At 64.6% G+C, this 14,418-nt stretch carries 17 protein-coding genes; 11 read left to right on the forward strand and 6 right to left on the reverse strand.

The genetic code is table 11. The features are described 5' to 3' along the window. The coding region (locus tag EOA24_RS09875; protein WP_127409774.1) for an LptF/LptG family permease at nucleotides 1-746 on the reverse strand (746 nt) is incomplete at its 3' end. Further along, nucleotides 733-1,143, reverse strand: a complete 411-nt coding sequence (locus tag EOA24_RS09880; RefSeq protein ID WP_126078239.1) for a hypothetical protein — start codon at nucleotides 1,141-1,143, stop codon at nucleotides 733-735. The genes EOA24_RS09875 and EOA24_RS09880, both read right to left, overlap by 14 nt. Between EOA24_RS09880 and EOA24_RS09885 the strand changes: the two genes are divergently transcribed. Together EOA24_RS09885 and EOA24_RS09890 are read left to right on the forward strand one after the other, a co-directional pair. Next, nucleotides 1,124-2,626 carry a leucyl aminopeptidase gene (locus EOA24_RS09885; RefSeq protein ID WP_126078238.1) on the forward strand — a complete coding sequence of 501 codons (1,503 nt, stop codon included), beginning with the start codon at nucleotides 1,124-1,126 and terminating at the stop codon, nucleotides 2,624-2,626. The two genes, EOA24_RS09880 and EOA24_RS09885, sit on opposite strands and share 20 nt — an antisense overlap. 3 nt (nucleotides 2,627-2,629) lie before the next feature. Then, entirely contained in the window at nucleotides 2,630-3,079 is a 450-nt protein-coding gene (locus EOA24_RS09890; protein WP_126078237.1) for a DNA polymerase III subunit chi, read from the forward strand. 5 nt (nucleotides 3,080-3,084) lie between these two features. Here the strand turns inward: EOA24_RS09890 and EOA24_RS09895 are convergent, their stop codons facing one another. After that, nucleotides 3,085-3,651 (reverse strand): T6SS immunity protein Tdi1 domain-containing protein, encoded by a 567-nt coding sequence (locus EOA24_RS09895; RefSeq protein WP_126078236.1) that lies wholly within the window; start codon nucleotides 3,649-3,651, stop codon nucleotides 3,085-3,087. Between the two features lie 137 nt (nucleotides 3,652-3,788). Between EOA24_RS09895 and EOA24_RS09900 the strand changes: the two genes are divergently transcribed. From EOA24_RS09900 to EOA24_RS09935, 8 genes are read left to right on the forward strand one after another with little or no spacing between them, the layout of a single operon-like run. Beyond that, on the forward strand, nucleotides 3,789-4,778 hold the full coding sequence (locus EOA24_RS09900; RefSeq protein ID WP_126078235.1) for a 3-oxoacyl-[acyl-carrier-protein] synthase III C-terminal domain-containing protein: 990 nt from the start codon (nucleotides 3,789-3,791) through the stop codon (nucleotides 4,776-4,778). 3 nt (nucleotides 4,779-4,781) lie between these two features. Further along, the gene (locus tag EOA24_RS09905) at nucleotides 4,782-5,765 is read left to right on the forward strand and encodes an NAD(P)-dependent oxidoreductase (protein WP_126078234.1); all 984 of its coding nucleotides are present in this window, start codon (nucleotides 4,782-4,784) and stop codon (nucleotides 5,763-5,765) included. Beyond that, complete coding sequence (locus EOA24_RS09910) at nucleotides 5,762-6,586, forward strand: MBL fold metallo-hydrolase (RefSeq protein ID WP_126078233.1); 825 nt, start codon at nucleotides 5,762-5,764, stop codon at nucleotides 6,584-6,586. Before EOA24_RS09905 ends, EOA24_RS09910 begins: the two co-directional genes overlap by 4 nt. Then, complete coding sequence (locus tag EOA24_RS09915) at nucleotides 6,583-7,839, forward strand: F390 synthetase-related protein (protein ID WP_127257666.1); 1,257 nt, start codon at nucleotides 6,583-6,585, stop codon at nucleotides 7,837-7,839. The genes EOA24_RS09910 and EOA24_RS09915 overlap by 4 nt, the downstream gene beginning before the upstream one ends. Then, on the forward strand, nucleotides 7,836-8,981 hold the full coding sequence (locus EOA24_RS09920) for a GNAT family N-acetyltransferase (protein ID WP_245467152.1): 1,146 nt from the start codon (nucleotides 7,836-7,838) through the stop codon (nucleotides 8,979-8,981). The genes EOA24_RS09915 and EOA24_RS09920 overlap by 4 nt, the downstream gene beginning before the upstream one ends. Beyond that, nucleotides 8,978-9,973 carry a Rieske 2Fe-2S domain-containing protein gene (locus EOA24_RS09925; protein ID WP_126078230.1) on the forward strand — a complete coding sequence of 332 codons (996 nt, stop codon included), beginning with the start codon at nucleotides 8,978-8,980 and terminating at the stop codon, nucleotides 9,971-9,973. Before EOA24_RS09920 ends, EOA24_RS09925 begins: the two co-directional genes overlap by 4 nt. A 52-nt stretch (nucleotides 9,974-10,025) precedes the next feature. Next, complete coding sequence (locus EOA24_RS09930) at nucleotides 10,026-10,313, forward strand: type II toxin-antitoxin system RelE/ParE family toxin (RefSeq protein ID WP_126078229.1); 288 nt, start codon at nucleotides 10,026-10,028, stop codon at nucleotides 10,311-10,313. Nucleotides 10,314-10,315: 2 nt separating this feature from the next. Continuing rightward, nucleotides 10,316-10,621, forward strand: coding sequence for an addiction module antidote protein (locus EOA24_RS09935; protein ID WP_042637981.1), 306 nt, complete (start codon nucleotides 10,316-10,318; stop codon nucleotides 10,619-10,621). 5 nt (nucleotides 10,622-10,626) lie between these two features. On the opposite strand, the gene EOA24_RS09940 is transcribed toward EOA24_RS09935, so the two are convergent. The 3 genes from EOA24_RS09940 to EOA24_RS09950 all read right to left on the reverse strand — a co-directional run bounded on the left by EOA24_RS09940 (nucleotide 10,627) and on the right by EOA24_RS09950 (nucleotide 13,415). Further along, nucleotides 10,627-11,784, reverse strand: a complete 1,158-nt coding sequence (locus EOA24_RS09940; protein ID WP_127409775.1) for a hypothetical protein — start codon at nucleotides 11,782-11,784, stop codon at nucleotides 10,627-10,629. 90 nt (nucleotides 11,785-11,874) lie between these two features. Beyond that, the gene (locus EOA24_RS09945; protein WP_245501780.1) at nucleotides 11,875-12,297 is read right to left on the reverse strand and encodes a DUF995 domain-containing protein; all 423 of its coding nucleotides are present in this window, start codon (nucleotides 12,295-12,297) and stop codon (nucleotides 11,875-11,877) included. Nucleotides 12,298-12,503: 206 nt separating this feature from the next. Next, entirely contained in the window at nucleotides 12,504-13,415 is a 912-nt protein-coding gene (locus EOA24_RS09950; RefSeq protein ID WP_126078226.1) for a glycoside hydrolase family 26 protein, read from the reverse strand. Nucleotides 13,416-13,961: 546 nt separating this feature from the next. On the opposite strand from EOA24_RS09950, the gene EOA24_RS09955 reads away from it, so the two are divergent. After that, nucleotides 13,962-14,418 (forward strand): glycosyltransferase family 2 protein (locus EOA24_RS09955; protein ID WP_245501781.1); only part of this gene is annotated, 457 nt, incomplete at its 3' end.

Here is a 14,418-nt window from a genome sequence, read left to right on the forward strand (position 1 = left end):
GTGCGGTCCTTGGGCAAAAGCGTGATGTCGTTCGCCGCGGATAGGAAGGCGGACATGTCGAAGGCGTAAGAGGTGAAGCGGATGACCGAGAGGTCGCCGGTGACCGATTTGCGGTTGATGACGCCGTCATTCATCATCAGCACCTTCTCGTCGCCTTTTTCGACGATGCTGCCGGTCTTGGCATAATAGGTGAGGCTGGCGCCTTCCTCGCGTGAATCGGCGACGAAGATACCGCCGAGCCGGTTGCCGGGAAGCCGCTCGCCGACCTGCAGGTAAAGGCCCTCGTCGATCTTGCGGAACGTGCCTTCCTGGATGATCAGCGACACGAGGTCGGCGCGCGAAGCCGCCACCAGCTGGCGGTTCTTCTGCCTGGCATAGGGGTCGATGGCGTTGTCGACGATGAAGGAAAAGGCGCAAGCCGCGATTGCGAGCAGCAGGACGGGCCGCGCGATGGTCCAGCGCGAGGCGCCCGCGGCGCTGAGCACGGCGAGCTCCGAATCGGTGTTCATGGCGCTCAGCGTCTGCGCCACCGCCACCACCAGGGCGAACGGCACCACGATCGGGATGATCGAGGGAATGATCAGTGCCGCGACCTCGAAAAAGGTCAGCGCCGACTGGCCGTTGTCGGTGACGAGGTCAATCTTGGCCAGCACCTGCGTCGTCCACACGATCGCCAGCGTCCAGACCAGCGCGGCGAGGAACATCGTCAGCGCGCGGCGCATGATGTAGCGTTCAACGACCTTCATGAAGGCTTTTCTCGATTTTGCCGAACGGCATCATGCCCGCCGACAAGGTAGTGATCCGGCGTCGCCCGCACAACTGCGTCATAGGCGGCTCGCTCCGGTTTGTCGCCCCACGCCACATGCCCCGGCGCGGCGGAGTCTCCGCGCCAATGGATAAGAAATGCAAAACATCGATGGTTAACAGCAGGTTGCGGCAGCAATCTAAGGTCGTGCCGAGGCGAATCCTTTGTCTATGGTGGCGCTGATATAGGCAGCGATTTCGGCCAAAGTCTTGCCAAATGGCTGAAAACGACCAAATGTCGCGCACGCTTGCCAAACCGTTTGCTCGCTGAAAATTACCTTTGCCGGCACCTTGCGGCCATCCCCGAAAGCAGGACCTGATGACGTTGAGACCATCCATTTCTTTCGCCAAATTCGCCGTGCCGAAAAAGGGCAGCGTCTTCGTGTTCGCGGGCGACGGCGGCGGGCTCGGCGAGGCGGCGAAGGCCTGCGATCCCGCCGGTGCGCTGGCTCGCGCGTTTCCGGTCGCCGATTTCTCCGGCAAGTTCGCGAGCTCCGCCGAGGTGCTGGCGCCGGAAGGAACGTCCGTCGACCGGCTGGTGGCGATCGGCGCCGGCAAGCTGTCGGCTCTCGACGACAATGCCTGGCTGAAGCTCGGCGGCGCTGTCGCCGCTTCGCTGCGCAAGGCGACCGAGGTGGCTGTCATTCTCGATCTGCCGGAACTGCAGGCCGATGGCCACCAGGCGGGGAGCCTCGCCGCCGGCATCCTGCTGCGCAGCTACGCCTTCGACAAGTACAAGACCAGGAAGGACAAGGACGAAGGCCAATCCGACGCGAAGGCGGCGAAGCCCGCCAAGGTCACGATCCACTGCGCCGATCCGGCTGCCGCGAAGAAGGCCTTTGCCGGCGAGGAAGCGGTGGTCGACGGCGTGCTGCTGGCGCGCGACCTCGTCAACGAGCCGGCCAATGCGCTGGGGCCTGTCGACTTCGCCGAGCGCGTCAAGGCGCTGGAGGCCCTCGGCGTCGATGTCGAGATCCTCACCGAAAAGGAGATGAAGAAGCTCGGCATGGGCTCGCTGCTCGGCGTGGCGCAAGGCTCGCCGCGCGGCGCCCGCCTGGTGGTGATGCGCTGGAGCGGCGGCAAGGCCAAGGACGCGCCGCTGGCATTCATCGGCAAGGGCGTCACCTTCGACACCGGCGGCAATTCGATGAAGCCGGCCTCCGGCATGGAGGACATGAAGGGCGACATGGGCGGTGCGGCCGCCGTCACCGGGCTGATCCATGCGCTCGCCGCGCGCAAGGCCAAGACCAATGTGGTCGGCGTCATCGGCCTTGTCGAGAACGCCGTCGACGGCCATGCCCAGCGCCCCGGCGACATCGTCACCTCGATGTCGGGCCAGACGATCGAGGTGCTCAACACCGACGCCGAAGGCCGCCTCGTGCTGGCCGACGCGCTTTGGTACACCAACGACCGCTTCAAGCCGAAATTCATGATCAATCTGGCGACGCTGACCGGCGCCATCATGGTGGCGCTCGGGCAGCATTATGCCGGCCTGTTCTCCAACAACGACGAGTTGGCGGGCAGGCTCTTCGGCGCCGGCCAGTCGTCCCAAGAGCGGCTATGGCGCATGCCGCTCGGCCCCGAATACGACAAGCTGATCGATTCCAAGAATGCCGACATGAAGAACATCGGCGGCCGCTATGGCGGCGCCATCATCGCGGCGCAGTTCCTGCAGCGCTTCGTCAAGGACACGCCCTGGGCGCATCTCGACATCGCCGGCACCGCGATGGGCGCGCCGTCGAGCGAGATCAACCAGTCCTGGGGCTCGGGCTTCGGCGTCAGGCTGCTCGATAGGCTGGTGCGCGATCACTACGAAGGGTAGGGGATGGCCGACATCCTGTTCTACCATTTGACCGAATCGACGCTCGAGGAGGCGCTGCCCGGCCTGCTCGAGCGCAGCGTCGAGCGCGGCTGGCGCGCGGTGGTGCAGACCGGCACGGAAGAGCGGCGCGACGCGCTCGACCAGCATCTGTGGACTTTTCGCGACGATTCCTTCCTGGCGCACGCCACCGACCGCGAGGCCTATCCGGCCGAGCAGCCGATCCTGCTCACCACAAGCGAGGGCAACCAGAACGCCGCGCAGATCCGCTTCCTGGTCGACGGCGCCAGCCCGCCCGAGCTATCGGGCTACGAACGCGCCGTCTTCCTGTTCGATGGCCATGACGCGGCACAGCTCGAAGCCGCGCGCGGCCATTGGAAGACGATGAAGGAAGCCGGCCACGCCGTGACCTACTGGCAGCAGACGCCGGATCGGCGGTGGGAGCGGAAGGCTTAGTGCCGTCAGCGATCGCCGATCGTCACCTTGTTGATTTTCGTGCCGTGCGGAAGGTCTTTTACTTGTCGGTGGATTTGGCCGGTTATGTGCACCTTCACCACGAAGAAGGTCTTGTTGATTTGCGCGGCGGACATTTCGCCACCGAGTACGGGTGGCGTGTCGAAGTCGTAACATTCGCCGTCCGCCAAGACCAATCCCTTCTTTCGTGCCGCCGCGGCTAAGTCAGCCAGCAACAGCTCGTCGCGACGATCATGATCGTTGAACTGGGTTGTAAGCTCCGGCCACGTTTCCGACACTTGGGTCAATCGGCCTCCGATCATGTCCAGCAATTTGACGGAACCATCGGGAGCTCGGAAGAAAATGTCGCCGAATGCGGAGACTGCGGCGGGTTCCAGGCCATCAAGCCCAATCCACTTCCAGCCGTCCAGCGCTTCCCAGACATCCTTCTTTGACGGCTCGATAAACAGATACTGGAGACCGTCCGGCCATGGGCTTCTGACCACGTCCGCATTTGGCTTCGAAACAGAATTCCCAAAGACAGAAGAAATAAAGCGAGAAAAAGAATTAGCCATACCTCACCCCCCTGCAACATCACACACTTATCGCAGAATGATCGGCGAGCAAACGTGGCCGCTCAGGCGCCGTCATGGTCGTCGCCTCGAACCGCTTTTTGCGCTAGATAGAGCCAAGCTCAAGCGGCGAGGGGGGAATGCGGATCAAGGTCGTCGGAACCGGCAGGGCGGTACCGGCTGAGCGGGTGACAACGCGCGCGCTGGAAGCGAAATTGAGCCTCAGCGAGGGCGCACTGGAAACCGCCACCGGCGTCGTCGAGCGCTATGTCTGCAATGCCGAATCGCAGATCGATCTTGCCTGCGTCGCCGCGACAGTTGCGCTAGCCGATGCCGGCGTAAAGCCCGGCGCTGTCGATCTCATCATCGGCGGCTGCGGCGTGCCTTACCAGCCGCTGCCGGCGACCGCGCCTTTGGTCATGCAGCGCCTCGGGCTGGCGGACGGCTCGGCCGCCGCCTTCGACGTTAACAGCACCTGTCTTGGCTTCCTCACCGCCTTTGAGACTGCCGGTCGCATGATCGAAGCGGGGCAATGCGAGACGGCCTTGGTGTTCTCGTCCGAAGTCGCCTCGCGCGCGCTGCCGTGGCAGGATGCGCCGGAGATCGCCGCGCTCTTCGGCGACGGCGCTGCGGCGGCGGTCCTGCGCAAGGCCGGGCCGGGCGAGGGCAAGGTGGCGGCGAGCCTGATGCGCACTTATCCTTCCGGCTGGGAAGCCTGCGGCATCGGTTCGGGCGGCACACGCTTCGATTTCCGCAAGGAGCAGGAAGCGTTTGCGGCGCACAGCCTGTTCCACATGGACGGCAAGGAACTGTTCAGGCTCACCGCGCGCCATTTCAACGGGTTCGTCGACGCTCTGCTGGAGCGCGCCGGCTGGCGTCGCGACGATGTAGATCTCGTCGTGCCGCATCAGGCAAGCCCCTTCGCGCTTGCGCATATAGCGCGCCAGACCGGCTTTGCGCCGCAAAAGCTTGTCGACATCTCTGCCCGCTTCGGCAACCAGATCGCCGCCTCCATGCCCTTCGCGCTCGACGTCGCGCGCCGCGAGGGGCGGGTGGCAGCGGGCATGAAGCTGCTCTTCCTCGGTACTTCCGCCGGCGTCTCCTTCGGCGGCATGGCGCTGGAGGTCTGAGCGATGGCCGTCCTCGTCACCGGCGCCAGCGGCTTCCTGGGCTCCCATGTGCTCGAGCGGCTGGCCGCTTCCGGCACGCTGGCGCTCGGGCTCGGCCGCGATGAAACGCGCTGCGCCGCGCTCGAAGCGGCCGGCCATCGCATCATCCGTCACGATTTGGCGCAGCCGCTCGATGCCGCCCTCGACCCCAGGCTGGGCAGGGTCGAGCGGATCATCCACTGCGCGGCGCTTTCCTCGCCCTTCGGACGCCTCGCGGATTTCGAGGCGGCCAATGTCACGGCAACGCGCAATCTTGTCGGATTCGCCAGACGGCAAGGCGTCAGCCGTTTCGTCCACATCTCCAGCCCGTCCGTCTGCTTCGCCTTCCGCGACCAGCTCGGTCTCACCGAGGATGCGGCCGTGCCGGAGCCGGTCAATCACTATGCCCGCACCAAGCGCGAGGCCGAAAAGATCGTGCTCGGCGAGCCCGATATCCATCCTATGGTGCTGCGGCCGCGCGGCGTCTACGGCAAGGGCGATCGGGCGTTGCTGCCGCGCCTGATCAAGGCGGCAAGGAGCCGGCCGCTGCCGCTGTTTCGCGACGGCCGGGCGGCCATCGACCTCACTTATGTCGACGATGTCGTCGATGCGGTGATGGCGGCGCTCGCCGCACCTGGCGAAGCCGAGGGTCGGATCTTCAACATCTCCGGCGGCGAGATGCTGCCGGTCCGCCGCATCGCCGACGCGGCCTGCATCCGCGCCGGCTTGCACGCGCGCTGGCGGCCGATGCCCCTCGCGCCGGCGATGCTGGCGGCGGGCTTGATGGAAGCGGTGGCGCTGCGGTTGCCCGGCCGGCCCGAGCCGCCGGTCACCCGCTATGGGCTCGGCCTCTTCGCCTATGCGCAAAGCCTGGATATTTCCAAGGCGAAACGGGTGCTCGGCTGGGCGCCGAAAATCTCGTTCGAACAAGGGCTCGATCGCACCTTTGCCGGCCGGGCCAGGCCATGAAGCTCGTCTTCGCCAACAGCGCCTGGGTCAACGCCGCCGAGCGGCTGATCCTGCGCGGCGGCACCTGGCAACGCGTCAGGCTGCGTGTCCGCTACGGGCTGTTCTTTCACCCCGCCGCCGGACCGGTGCTGGTCGACACCGGCTACACGCCGGAAGCGCTGAGCGGCGAGCGGCGCGGCCGGACGCTTCGGCTCTACGGCGCGCTGCTGAAACCTCAGCTCAATGCCGACGAGCAGGTTCTGTCGGTGCTGCGCCGTTTCGGCCTGTCGCCTGACGATATCCGCACAGTCATCGTCACCCATTTTCACGCCGACCACATTTCCGGCCTGTCGCTGTTCCGCAACGCGCGTTTCATCGCCAGCGACACCGCCTGGGCGCGGGTCAAGGCGCGCACGCCGGGCCAGAATTTGCACCATGGCGTCTTCACCGAATTGTTTCCCGCCGACTTCAAGTCGCGGCTCGACGGACTATCCGGCAAGCCGCGCATCGAGCCTCGCGGCGACATGCCGGGCGGCACGGATCTCTTCGGCGAGGGCAGCGTGATCGCTGTCGATCTTCCAGGCCACGCCGATGGCCAGTTCGGCCTGTTGTTCAATCGCCTCGAGCGACCGCTGCTCTATGCCGTCGACGTGCAATGGCTGCTCGCCGCTTTGATCGAGAACCGCACGCCCGGTTTCCCGGCCACCCTGATCGCCGAGGATGCGGCGGCGATCGAGCCGACCAGCGCCATGCTGCGCCGCTTCCTCAGCACGGGCGGCGAGGTGATGCTCTGCCATGATCCCGCGCCGACGCCTTATGACCTCGCGCCGGAGGTCTCATGAACGGGCTGGCGGAGGCGGCAGGGTCTTTCGCCCTGACACGCTGGGTGTCGCGCAAGAGCCGCGCGGATTTCGAGCGCTGGCAGGCAGGCGCCTTGCGCCGCTTCCTCGACCGCGACCTACCGCGCGCGCCCTTTTACGGCAAGGCGCCGGCCTGCCTCACCGACCTGCCGGTCACCGACAAGGCGCTGCTGATGGCGCGCTTCGATGAATTCAACATCCACGGCCTCACCGCCGCGCAAGCCTGGGCGACGCTGGCGCATGACGGCCGCGCCGGCGCGCTCACCGTCGGCGCCAGCGCAGGCACCTCCGGCAATCGCGGCCTGTTCGTGATTTCGGAAGCGGAGAAATACCGCTGGCTGGGAACGATCCTCGCCAAGGCGGCGCCCGACCTTGTCTGGCGCGGCATGCGCGTCGCCGTCATCCTGCCGCAGAACACTGGGCTTTACGACAGCGCCCGCACATCGCACCTGATCAAGCTTGCCTTCTTCGACCTAACGAAAGGGCCGGAAAGCTGGCGCGGTGAACTGGAGGCCTTCGACCCGACGGTCGTCATCGCGCCGCCAAAGATCCTGCGGCATTTTGCGGCCGAAGACTTCAGGCTCCGGCCCAAGCGCGTTTTTTCCGCCGCCGAGACGCTGGATCCGGTCGACCGTCCGGTTATCGAGAATTTCTTCCGGCTGCCGCTCGATCAGATCTATATGGCGACCGAAGGCCTGTTCGCGGTGACCTGCAGACAGCGCGGCCTGCATCTTGCCGAAGACTCCGTCTTCTTCGAATTCGAGCCGGCGGGCGAGGGGCTGGTGACGCCGCTGGTGACGGCCTTTCGCCGACGGACACAGATCATGGCCCGTTACAGGATGAACGACCTGTTGCGCTTGTCCAAAGAACCTTGTCGGTGTGGTTCGCCGCTGCGCTGCGTCGATGAGATCGTCGGCCGCATGGACGATGCTTTCCGATTCACGTCGCCGGACGGCCCGATCCTGGTCACGCCCGATGTGCTGCGCAATGCGGTGCTCAAAGCCGATCGCCGCATCGACGATTTCCGCCTCGTCCAGACCGGGCCGGAGAGCATCGAGTTCAGGCTTGCGCCGACGCTCCCGACCGATGCGGCGGTGGCCGCGCATCAGGCGGTTCGCGCGCTCCTGGAAATGCGAAAGGCCGCCGCCACCGTGACGCTCGTCCGCGCGCCCCTGCCGTTGGAAACAGGCCGCAAGCTGCGCCGCGTCGAATGCCGCCTGGAGCTGGCGCGATGACGGGCGCGGCGACGATGGAAAGGCCCGTGCAGCAGGCCGACCGCGTCGAGAACAAGCCGGCGAAGGTCGCGGCTTTCGTAAGCCTCTTCAACGAGGTGCCGGTGCGCGATCTCATCGCCAACCTCAAGACCAAGGTGGAGACCTTCGAAATTGCCGGCCGCGTTTTTCCGCTGACGCTGAACGACGCCGATGATGCGCCCAACTGCTATATCTGCTGCCCGACCAGCGCCTATATCGACTACGCGATCGACGAGACACGCAACTTCGCCGCCCACCCGCTGTTGCGGCGCGCGCTCAACGCGTTGATCAGGGCCTGCGCGCCCCTGGTCAGGGCAAGCGGCCTCGACCATCAGGCGCAGGTCAACAACTGGCTCTATTCGACCAATCCGATGCCGCTGCTCGACCGGCCGACAGTCGCGTCGCTGCGCTCGGCCTTGACCGCGCGTTTCCCCGATCGCGCCATCGTCATCCGTTCGTTGAACGACATCGCCGATCCGGCGACGATTGCCGTCTTGAAGGCCGAGGGGTTCCGCATGCTGGCGGCGCGTCAAATCTACATCTTCGCCGACCGCAGCGCCGCGCCCGCCATGACGCGCGACATGAAGCGCGATCGCGCCCGCCTGCGCGCGACACCGTTCGAGCGGGTCGGAAACGGCGATTTCAGCGAGGCTGACTATGCCCGCGCCGAGCAGCTCTACGATATGCTCTACCTCGACAAATACACGCCGCTCAATCCGCACTACACGGCCCGTTATATCGCCGAGATGCACCGGCGCGGCATCATCAGCCTGGCGGGATTGCGGCGGCCCGGCGGCGAGCTGGTCGCCGTCACCGGCTTGTTCGAAAACGGCCGCACGTTGACCCAGCCGATCGTCGGCTACGACACCAGCCTGCCGGTGGCCGACGGGCTTTACCGCATGATGATGGCGGTGGCGCAGGATCACGCCACGGCGCGCGGCCTGTTCTTCAACATGAGCGCGGGCGCCGCCGGTTTCAAACGCCGGCGCGGCGCGGTCGCGGCGATCGAATACAACGCCGTCTATGCCGGGCATCTCCCGCTTCGCCGGCGCATGGCGATCCGTCTCATGGAGACGGTGCTGGCGCTGATCGGCATTCCCCTGCTCAGGAGGTTCGAACTGTGAGTGAGGGCCGGCGGGAAGCCTATTGGCAGGCGGTGGCGCTGTCCGCCGATATCGGCAAGCGGCCGAAGCGTATTCTTTTCGACGGCGAGCCCCTGGTGCTGTTCCGCTCGACGCAAGGTGTCGCCGCGTTGTTCGACCGCTGCCCGCACCGGCTGGTCGAGCTGTCGACCGGCAAGGTGGTCGGCGGCGAGATCGAATGCCCTTATCACGGCTGGCGTTATGACGGCGAGGGACGCTGCACGGCGATCCCCGGCCATGTCGGCGCCATGCCGCATTACCGGGTCCGCCGCTACGCCGCGATCGAGCGCGACGGGGTGGTCTTCATCTCGTCCGGCACGCCCAAGGACGAGCCTTACCTGCATTGCATGCAAGGCAAGGATATCATCCTGCGGCGGGTGCGCTCGTCGACCCAGTCGACGGTGATCGATGCGGCGGAAAACATCCTCGACGCCACCCATACCCATTTCACCCATAAGGGCCTGCTGCGCGGCCTCACCTCGAAACGCCATCTGGTGCGGGTCGAGGTGACGGGCGGCGAGGGCTGGGTCGAGGCGAGCTACACCGGCGAGGAACGCCAGCAGGGCCTGATCAGTCGGCTGCTGGAAGGCGAGCGCGCCAAGACCATTGGCCGCTTCCGCCATCCCGGCATCGCCGAGCTTGAATATTGGGGCAAGGACGGGCTGGTTCTGGCCACCACCTTCCATCTGCGCCAGGCCGACGAGCGCACCGTCGAGGGTGTCGGCTGGTTGATCGGCCGGCGCCAGGGCCTGCTCGGCGAGCTGAAGGCGCTTGCCTTCAAACCATTATTCAATGTCGCACTTCAGCAAGACCGCCGGGTGCTGAAATCGGCGAGCGACAATGCCCGTTTCGTGCCGCAGGCCGTGCCAGTGATCGGGCCCCTGGATTTCCTGCGTCGCGATATCGCCGCGATCATGGAGGGGAAGATGCCGCCGGCGGCGAGCGGGCCGAAAGTGCATGAGATCGAGCTGTGAATTAAAGTTCACGCATCTTGATCTGAGCGTCTGCGTGAATTATAGTTCACACATGATCGAGGTCCGGCAGACGGCCGATTTCACCAACTGGCTGGACGGACTTCGCGACGCTGCGGCTCGCCTGCGCATCGCTGCCCGCATTCGTCGGGTCGAAATCGGCAACATCGGTGATGTCAAATATTTCGATGGCATCGGCGAACTTCGGATCGACCATGGCCCAGGTTACCGGCTCTACTTTGTGAAGATCGGAAACGCCGTGATCATCCTGCTCTGTGGCGGCGACAAGTCCAGCCAAAGGCGCGACATCGCCAAGGCGAAACAAATGGCAAAGGAGATATGACGATGCCTCTCGAAACCACTCGCTTCGACATCCTCGATTACCTGAAAACCCCGGAGGATCGCTTGGCCTACATCGAGGCTGCCTTCGAGGATGGTGATCCTGCGCTCATCACGCATGCGTTGGGCGATGTAGCGCGCTCCATAGGCATGACGGCTGTGGCGAAAGAAGCTGGCGTCACGCGTGAGGCGCTCTACAAGGCATTGAGCGAAAAGGGCGACCCTCGCCTCAGCACACTGCTGGGTGTCACCAAGGCGCTTGGTCTGCAACTTGACGTGAAACCTATCGGCCCTGGCTCGCTCGGGGCATGAGCATATCAGCCCGGCCCGTTCCACTCGATATCCCGCGTCGACGCCGCCTGCAGGCTGATCCGCTCACGCCACGCCATCCCGGCGATCTCCGCCAGCGCCGGCCATTGCGCCCTGACCGGGGCTGAATCGCCCGGCCAATCGAGCAGTTCCTGGCCTTCGCGTATCGCCTTGCGGAAGCGGGCGAGCCCACCTGAACGAAGCGCCACCGGCAATCCATAGATCCACGTCGCGAGCCGCACCGTTTGCGGCAATGTGACGTCCGGCCTGACTTCCGGACCGTCGCCAAGCACAGCAGCGGCAAACCGCGCCGGATCGCGGAAGAAATGCAGGCCGCTGACCGCCCGCGGATTGCATTCGAGCGGCAGCACGCGGCCCCCCGGCTCGCGCATCAGGTCGAAGGAGATCTGCCCGGTCCAGGTCGTGCCCGCGACGATGCGCTCGACCAGATCGCGTGCAGCCTCGTCCTCGACCCGCTCGAAGAAGATGCCGGCGCCCTTGCCGGCGCGATAGGGAGAACGGTAGAGCGTCAGCGCCTTGAGCCGTCCCTCGCGCGCCACCGCATAGGCGCTGATCTCCTCGCCCTCGACGAAACGCTGCGCCACCCAGGGCATGGCAGGGGAGGGCGCGATCGCATCGAGGAAATCCGGTGTCGGTCGCAGCAGGACATGGCTGGCGAAGCGCGACCAGACCGGCTTGAACACCAGGTCGCGCGAGTGGCCGCGCACCGACTCCAGATCGTCGCGGGAATTGAGAAGCGTCGTCTCCGGCACCGCCAGGCCAAGCTGTTCGGCCAGCCGGATGAAGCTGTGCTTGTTGTGAACCTGCGCCAGCAACCTGATGTCGGGGGCGAACAATTTTGCCGGCATGGTCCTGCCGCGCCAGGCCAGCGCAAGGTGAAAGACTTCCTCGCAGGTCGGGATGACCAGTTGGACGTTTTCGGCTCTTGTCAGCGCTTCCACCGCATTCGCATAGGCCTGCGGCTCGAAGCGCGGCGGCGGCAGTCGATGATAGCGCGCGCAGGCCCTGCTCGCCGCCGCGACCGGCCGCGCCGGCGTGTCGGCCAGGATCACCCCGCGCCCGGCGCCGTGGACAAGGCGCGCCAGATGCAGCGCCGCCGGCGCGCGCGCGCCGGTTATCAGGATCGTTCCGTCAGCCCCCGGCATCGGTCACGCGGTCGTTTCAGCCGCGACGACCGTTGCGCGAAATCGCCGTGCTTGGCAATCGCGCTACTTCAAGTCGAGCTGCGTCCGCGACTACAGCCCCGCCTTGAATCGTTTCACCTTCTTGCTGGCATAGTCGCCATTGCGCAGGTCCGATTTGCCGCGGCGGTCCCTGAACTCATACCAGTCTCCGCTCGGAGATCTACGCTGGTAGATCACCTTGCCGGCCTGGCGATGCTCGAAGCAGCTCAAGGAGGTCTTGGCGCCCCATGAACCGCGCCAGGTAGCCCGGAAACACAGTTTGCCGCTGCCGGGCATGAACCAGATACCCTCGCCGTCGCTAGGCTTGTCCTCAGTGGACCAGGCCGTAAACTGCCGCTTGCTAACCGCAAAAAACGCGGCGCCATGGTTGCCCCAACGCCAGGAACGGTTCTTGTAGAGCTGATAGATGCCTTCTTCGGAGACGGCGGTGGCCTTCGCCGCCTTGTCGCCGATCCTGTTCGCGGCCTTGGCCATTGCGGCGTCCTGCAGGCCGATAACAAAAACGGAGCAGACCAGCGCCGCTCCGACAAACTTCCCCACTGCGCTTTTCACGATTTTACTCCGCCAACTGATTTACGCATACGCTTCACGCGCCGCCGAGCAGCTCGGCGGCAACCCCACTTCAACACCTTTAGCCGGAGCCCGTCCCGGTCTGGCCGGGACGAGCATGATCACGTCTCTTATGGCAAGACGTGCTGGGTCACCCGCCAGTCGGGCAGGCCATAGCCGCCCAGCCACGGCCAGACTTCCTTCTGGTTGAAGTAGACGACCGAGGTAAGGGCCGGAAACTCCGCATAGGACTTGCGCGAGTCGTCGGCCCATTTCGACACGTAGTCCTGCTTTCCGACATAGCCGAGTTCAGCCACGATAACCGGCTTGTTGAATTTCGCGACACGGTCATAGCCTGGCTTCAGCGTCTCTTCAAACGTCCGGTCGCGGCCGACCTCGTCATTGTCCTTCTTCTGCAGGCCGAACACCGAAAGGCCGATGACGTCGACATAGTTGTCGCCGGGATAGTATTTTTCCAGGCCTTCGACGCCCTTGGGCGACCACATGTATTTTGCCGCCGGCGCGGCCTTGCGGCAGACGTCCACCTCGCGCTTGTAGGCGGCGATCCAGTCCTTCGGCGCCCAGTTTGCCCAGGTGAAGCGGCCGTTGGTGTCTTCCATTTCCTGCGCCCAGCGGATGGTGACCGGGCTCTTCATCTGTCCGACGAGGTTGCAGATCGCCTGCATGTTGGCGTCGTACTTGCCGCTCAATATGCCATTCTTCAGCTCGGGCGGCGTGATGCGCCAGTCCTTCGACCATGTCCAAGGCTCGATGGTGATCAGCAGCGAACGGCCGCGCTGCTGGGCGTAGGCGTCGGCCAGCGGCAGTGTCGACAGGTCGACGTCTTCCCAAGGCAGGAACAGTTCCTCGATGCTGGCCGACTTGTCATTGCTGAAATCGCCATAAGGATCGTAGGAGCCGAACGCCGACGCGGCCGAGCTCGTCTTGATCGGATCCGTTCCCGTCTGCGAACCCGCCGACGCTGGCAAGGCCACGCTGAGAATAAGCGCCGACACAAGCGCGGTTGCTGTAGAGAGTTTCATACCCGCCTCCGATGGGCTTCAATGTCCCGCTGGACCTTGAAGCTTGCCACAACGTGCCGACTGAAGCCGGCACGCAAACCCAATATCGGTTTGCCGACGTGATGCGGGTTTTCTGAGCGACTAGAACTGGCACGTTCTACGCTGTGCCGTCCGTTATTGTGGTCTCTCCAACCTCTATAGCTGGATCTTGAGACGAGGTCGCCGCGATACTCACAAATTCGCGTCAACATTACGATATTAACCCTCTCTCATATGAGAGCCTATGCTCGGCGAGAGTCAAGCGCAATTAACCGTTACTTAACCTTATAGCTGCCGGTATGGTTAACGGAAGGTGGCTCGCGCTGGCCCCGTGCGTTTCACCTCAGCCGGGCGTTGCGGCCGCGCGCCGACCGTGAAGGTCGCGGAAGCCGCGGTTGGTTAACCAGTTTCCAATAAGCTTGGTTAACGAAAACCTAATTCTGTTGACACTGCATTAGCTCAAGCTGATTCTGTAGCGGGGATGAATGCGTTCGACCGGCTCAGCCGGGCGGACAGGGCGTGGGTAGTATGGGCGTATCTGGGGATGCCGGCGTTGTCGGCGGCAAAACGACGTCAATGGGCAAGGCTGGCGCGGTTTCGACCGGCCACGGCCCCAAGGGTCCTTATCTCGTGCCGGTGCTCACGCCGCGCCAGCAATTGATCTTGCGGCTTGGCCTTGCTTCCTGGTTCGTCGCGCTGGCTTTCTTCTGGTCCTGGTGGCTGCGGCCCGAGCATATCGATCATGTCGGGCCCTTTGCCTTCGCCACAATCGTGCTGGCCTGGCTGACCTTGATGCCGATGTATTTCCTGCTCAACGTCCATGCCTCGAGGAAGTCGTCGAAGCTGCACATGATCCCGAAGCATTCGCGCGTCGCCATGGTGGTCACCAAGGCGCCGTCGGAGCCTTTCGCCGTGGTGCAGCGCACATTGGAAGCGATGCTGGCGCAGGACTATCCGCACGACACCTGGCTTGCCGACGAGGATC

It is taken from the genome of Mesorhizobium sp. M2A.F.Ca.ET.039.01.1.1, from assembly GCF_003998035.1.
In the GTDB taxonomy this organism is placed as follows: Bacteria; Pseudomonadota; Alphaproteobacteria; order Rhizobiales; family Rhizobiaceae; genus Mesorhizobium.

Coding starts and splice junctions, on each gene's coding strand:
- EOA24_RS09885 (WP_126078238.1), top strand. CDS start 1,124: ATGACGTTGAGACCATCCATTTCTTTCGCCAAATTCGCCGTGCCGAAA.
- EOA24_RS09880 (WP_126078239.1), bottom strand. CDS start 1,143: ATGGATGGTCTCAACGTCATCAGGTCCTGCTTTCGGGGATGGCCGCAA.
- EOA24_RS09890 (WP_126078237.1), top strand. CDS start 2,630: ATGGCCGACATCCTGTTCTACCATTTGACCGAATCGACGCTCGAGGAG.
- EOA24_RS09895 (WP_126078236.1), bottom strand. CDS start 3,651: ATGGCTAATTCTTTTTCTCGCTTTATTTCTTCTGTCTTTGGGAATTCT.
- EOA24_RS09900 (WP_126078235.1), top strand. CDS start 3,789: ATGCGGATCAAGGTCGTCGGAACCGGCAGGGCGGTACCGGCTGAGCGG.
- EOA24_RS09905 (WP_126078234.1), top strand. CDS start 4,782: ATGGCCGTCCTCGTCACCGGCGCCAGCGGCTTCCTGGGCTCCCATGTG.
- EOA24_RS09910 (WP_126078233.1), top strand. CDS start 5,762: ATGAAGCTCGTCTTCGCCAACAGCGCCTGGGTCAACGCCGCCGAGCGG.
- EOA24_RS09915 (WP_127257666.1), top strand. CDS start 6,583: ATGAACGGGCTGGCGGAGGCGGCAGGGTCTTTCGCCCTGACACGCTGG.
- EOA24_RS09920 (WP_245467152.1), top strand. CDS start 7,836: ATGACGGGCGCGGCGACGATGGAAAGGCCCGTGCAGCAGGCCGACCGC.
- EOA24_RS09930 (WP_126078229.1), top strand. CDS start 10,026: ATGATCGAGGTCCGGCAGACGGCCGATTTCACCAACTGGCTGGACGGA.
- EOA24_RS09935 (WP_042637981.1), top strand. CDS start 10,316: ATGCCTCTCGAAACCACTCGCTTCGACATCCTCGATTACCTGAAAACC.
- EOA24_RS09940 (WP_127409775.1), bottom strand. CDS start 11,784: ATGCCGGGGGCTGACGGAACGATCCTGATAACCGGCGCGCGCGCGCCG.
- EOA24_RS09945 (WP_245501780.1), bottom strand. CDS start 12,297: ATGGCCAAGGCCGCGAACAGGATCGGCGACAAGGCGGCGAAGGCCACC.
- EOA24_RS09950 (WP_126078226.1), bottom strand. CDS start 13,415: ATGAAACTCTCTACAGCAACCGCGCTTGTGTCGGCGCTTATTCTCAGC.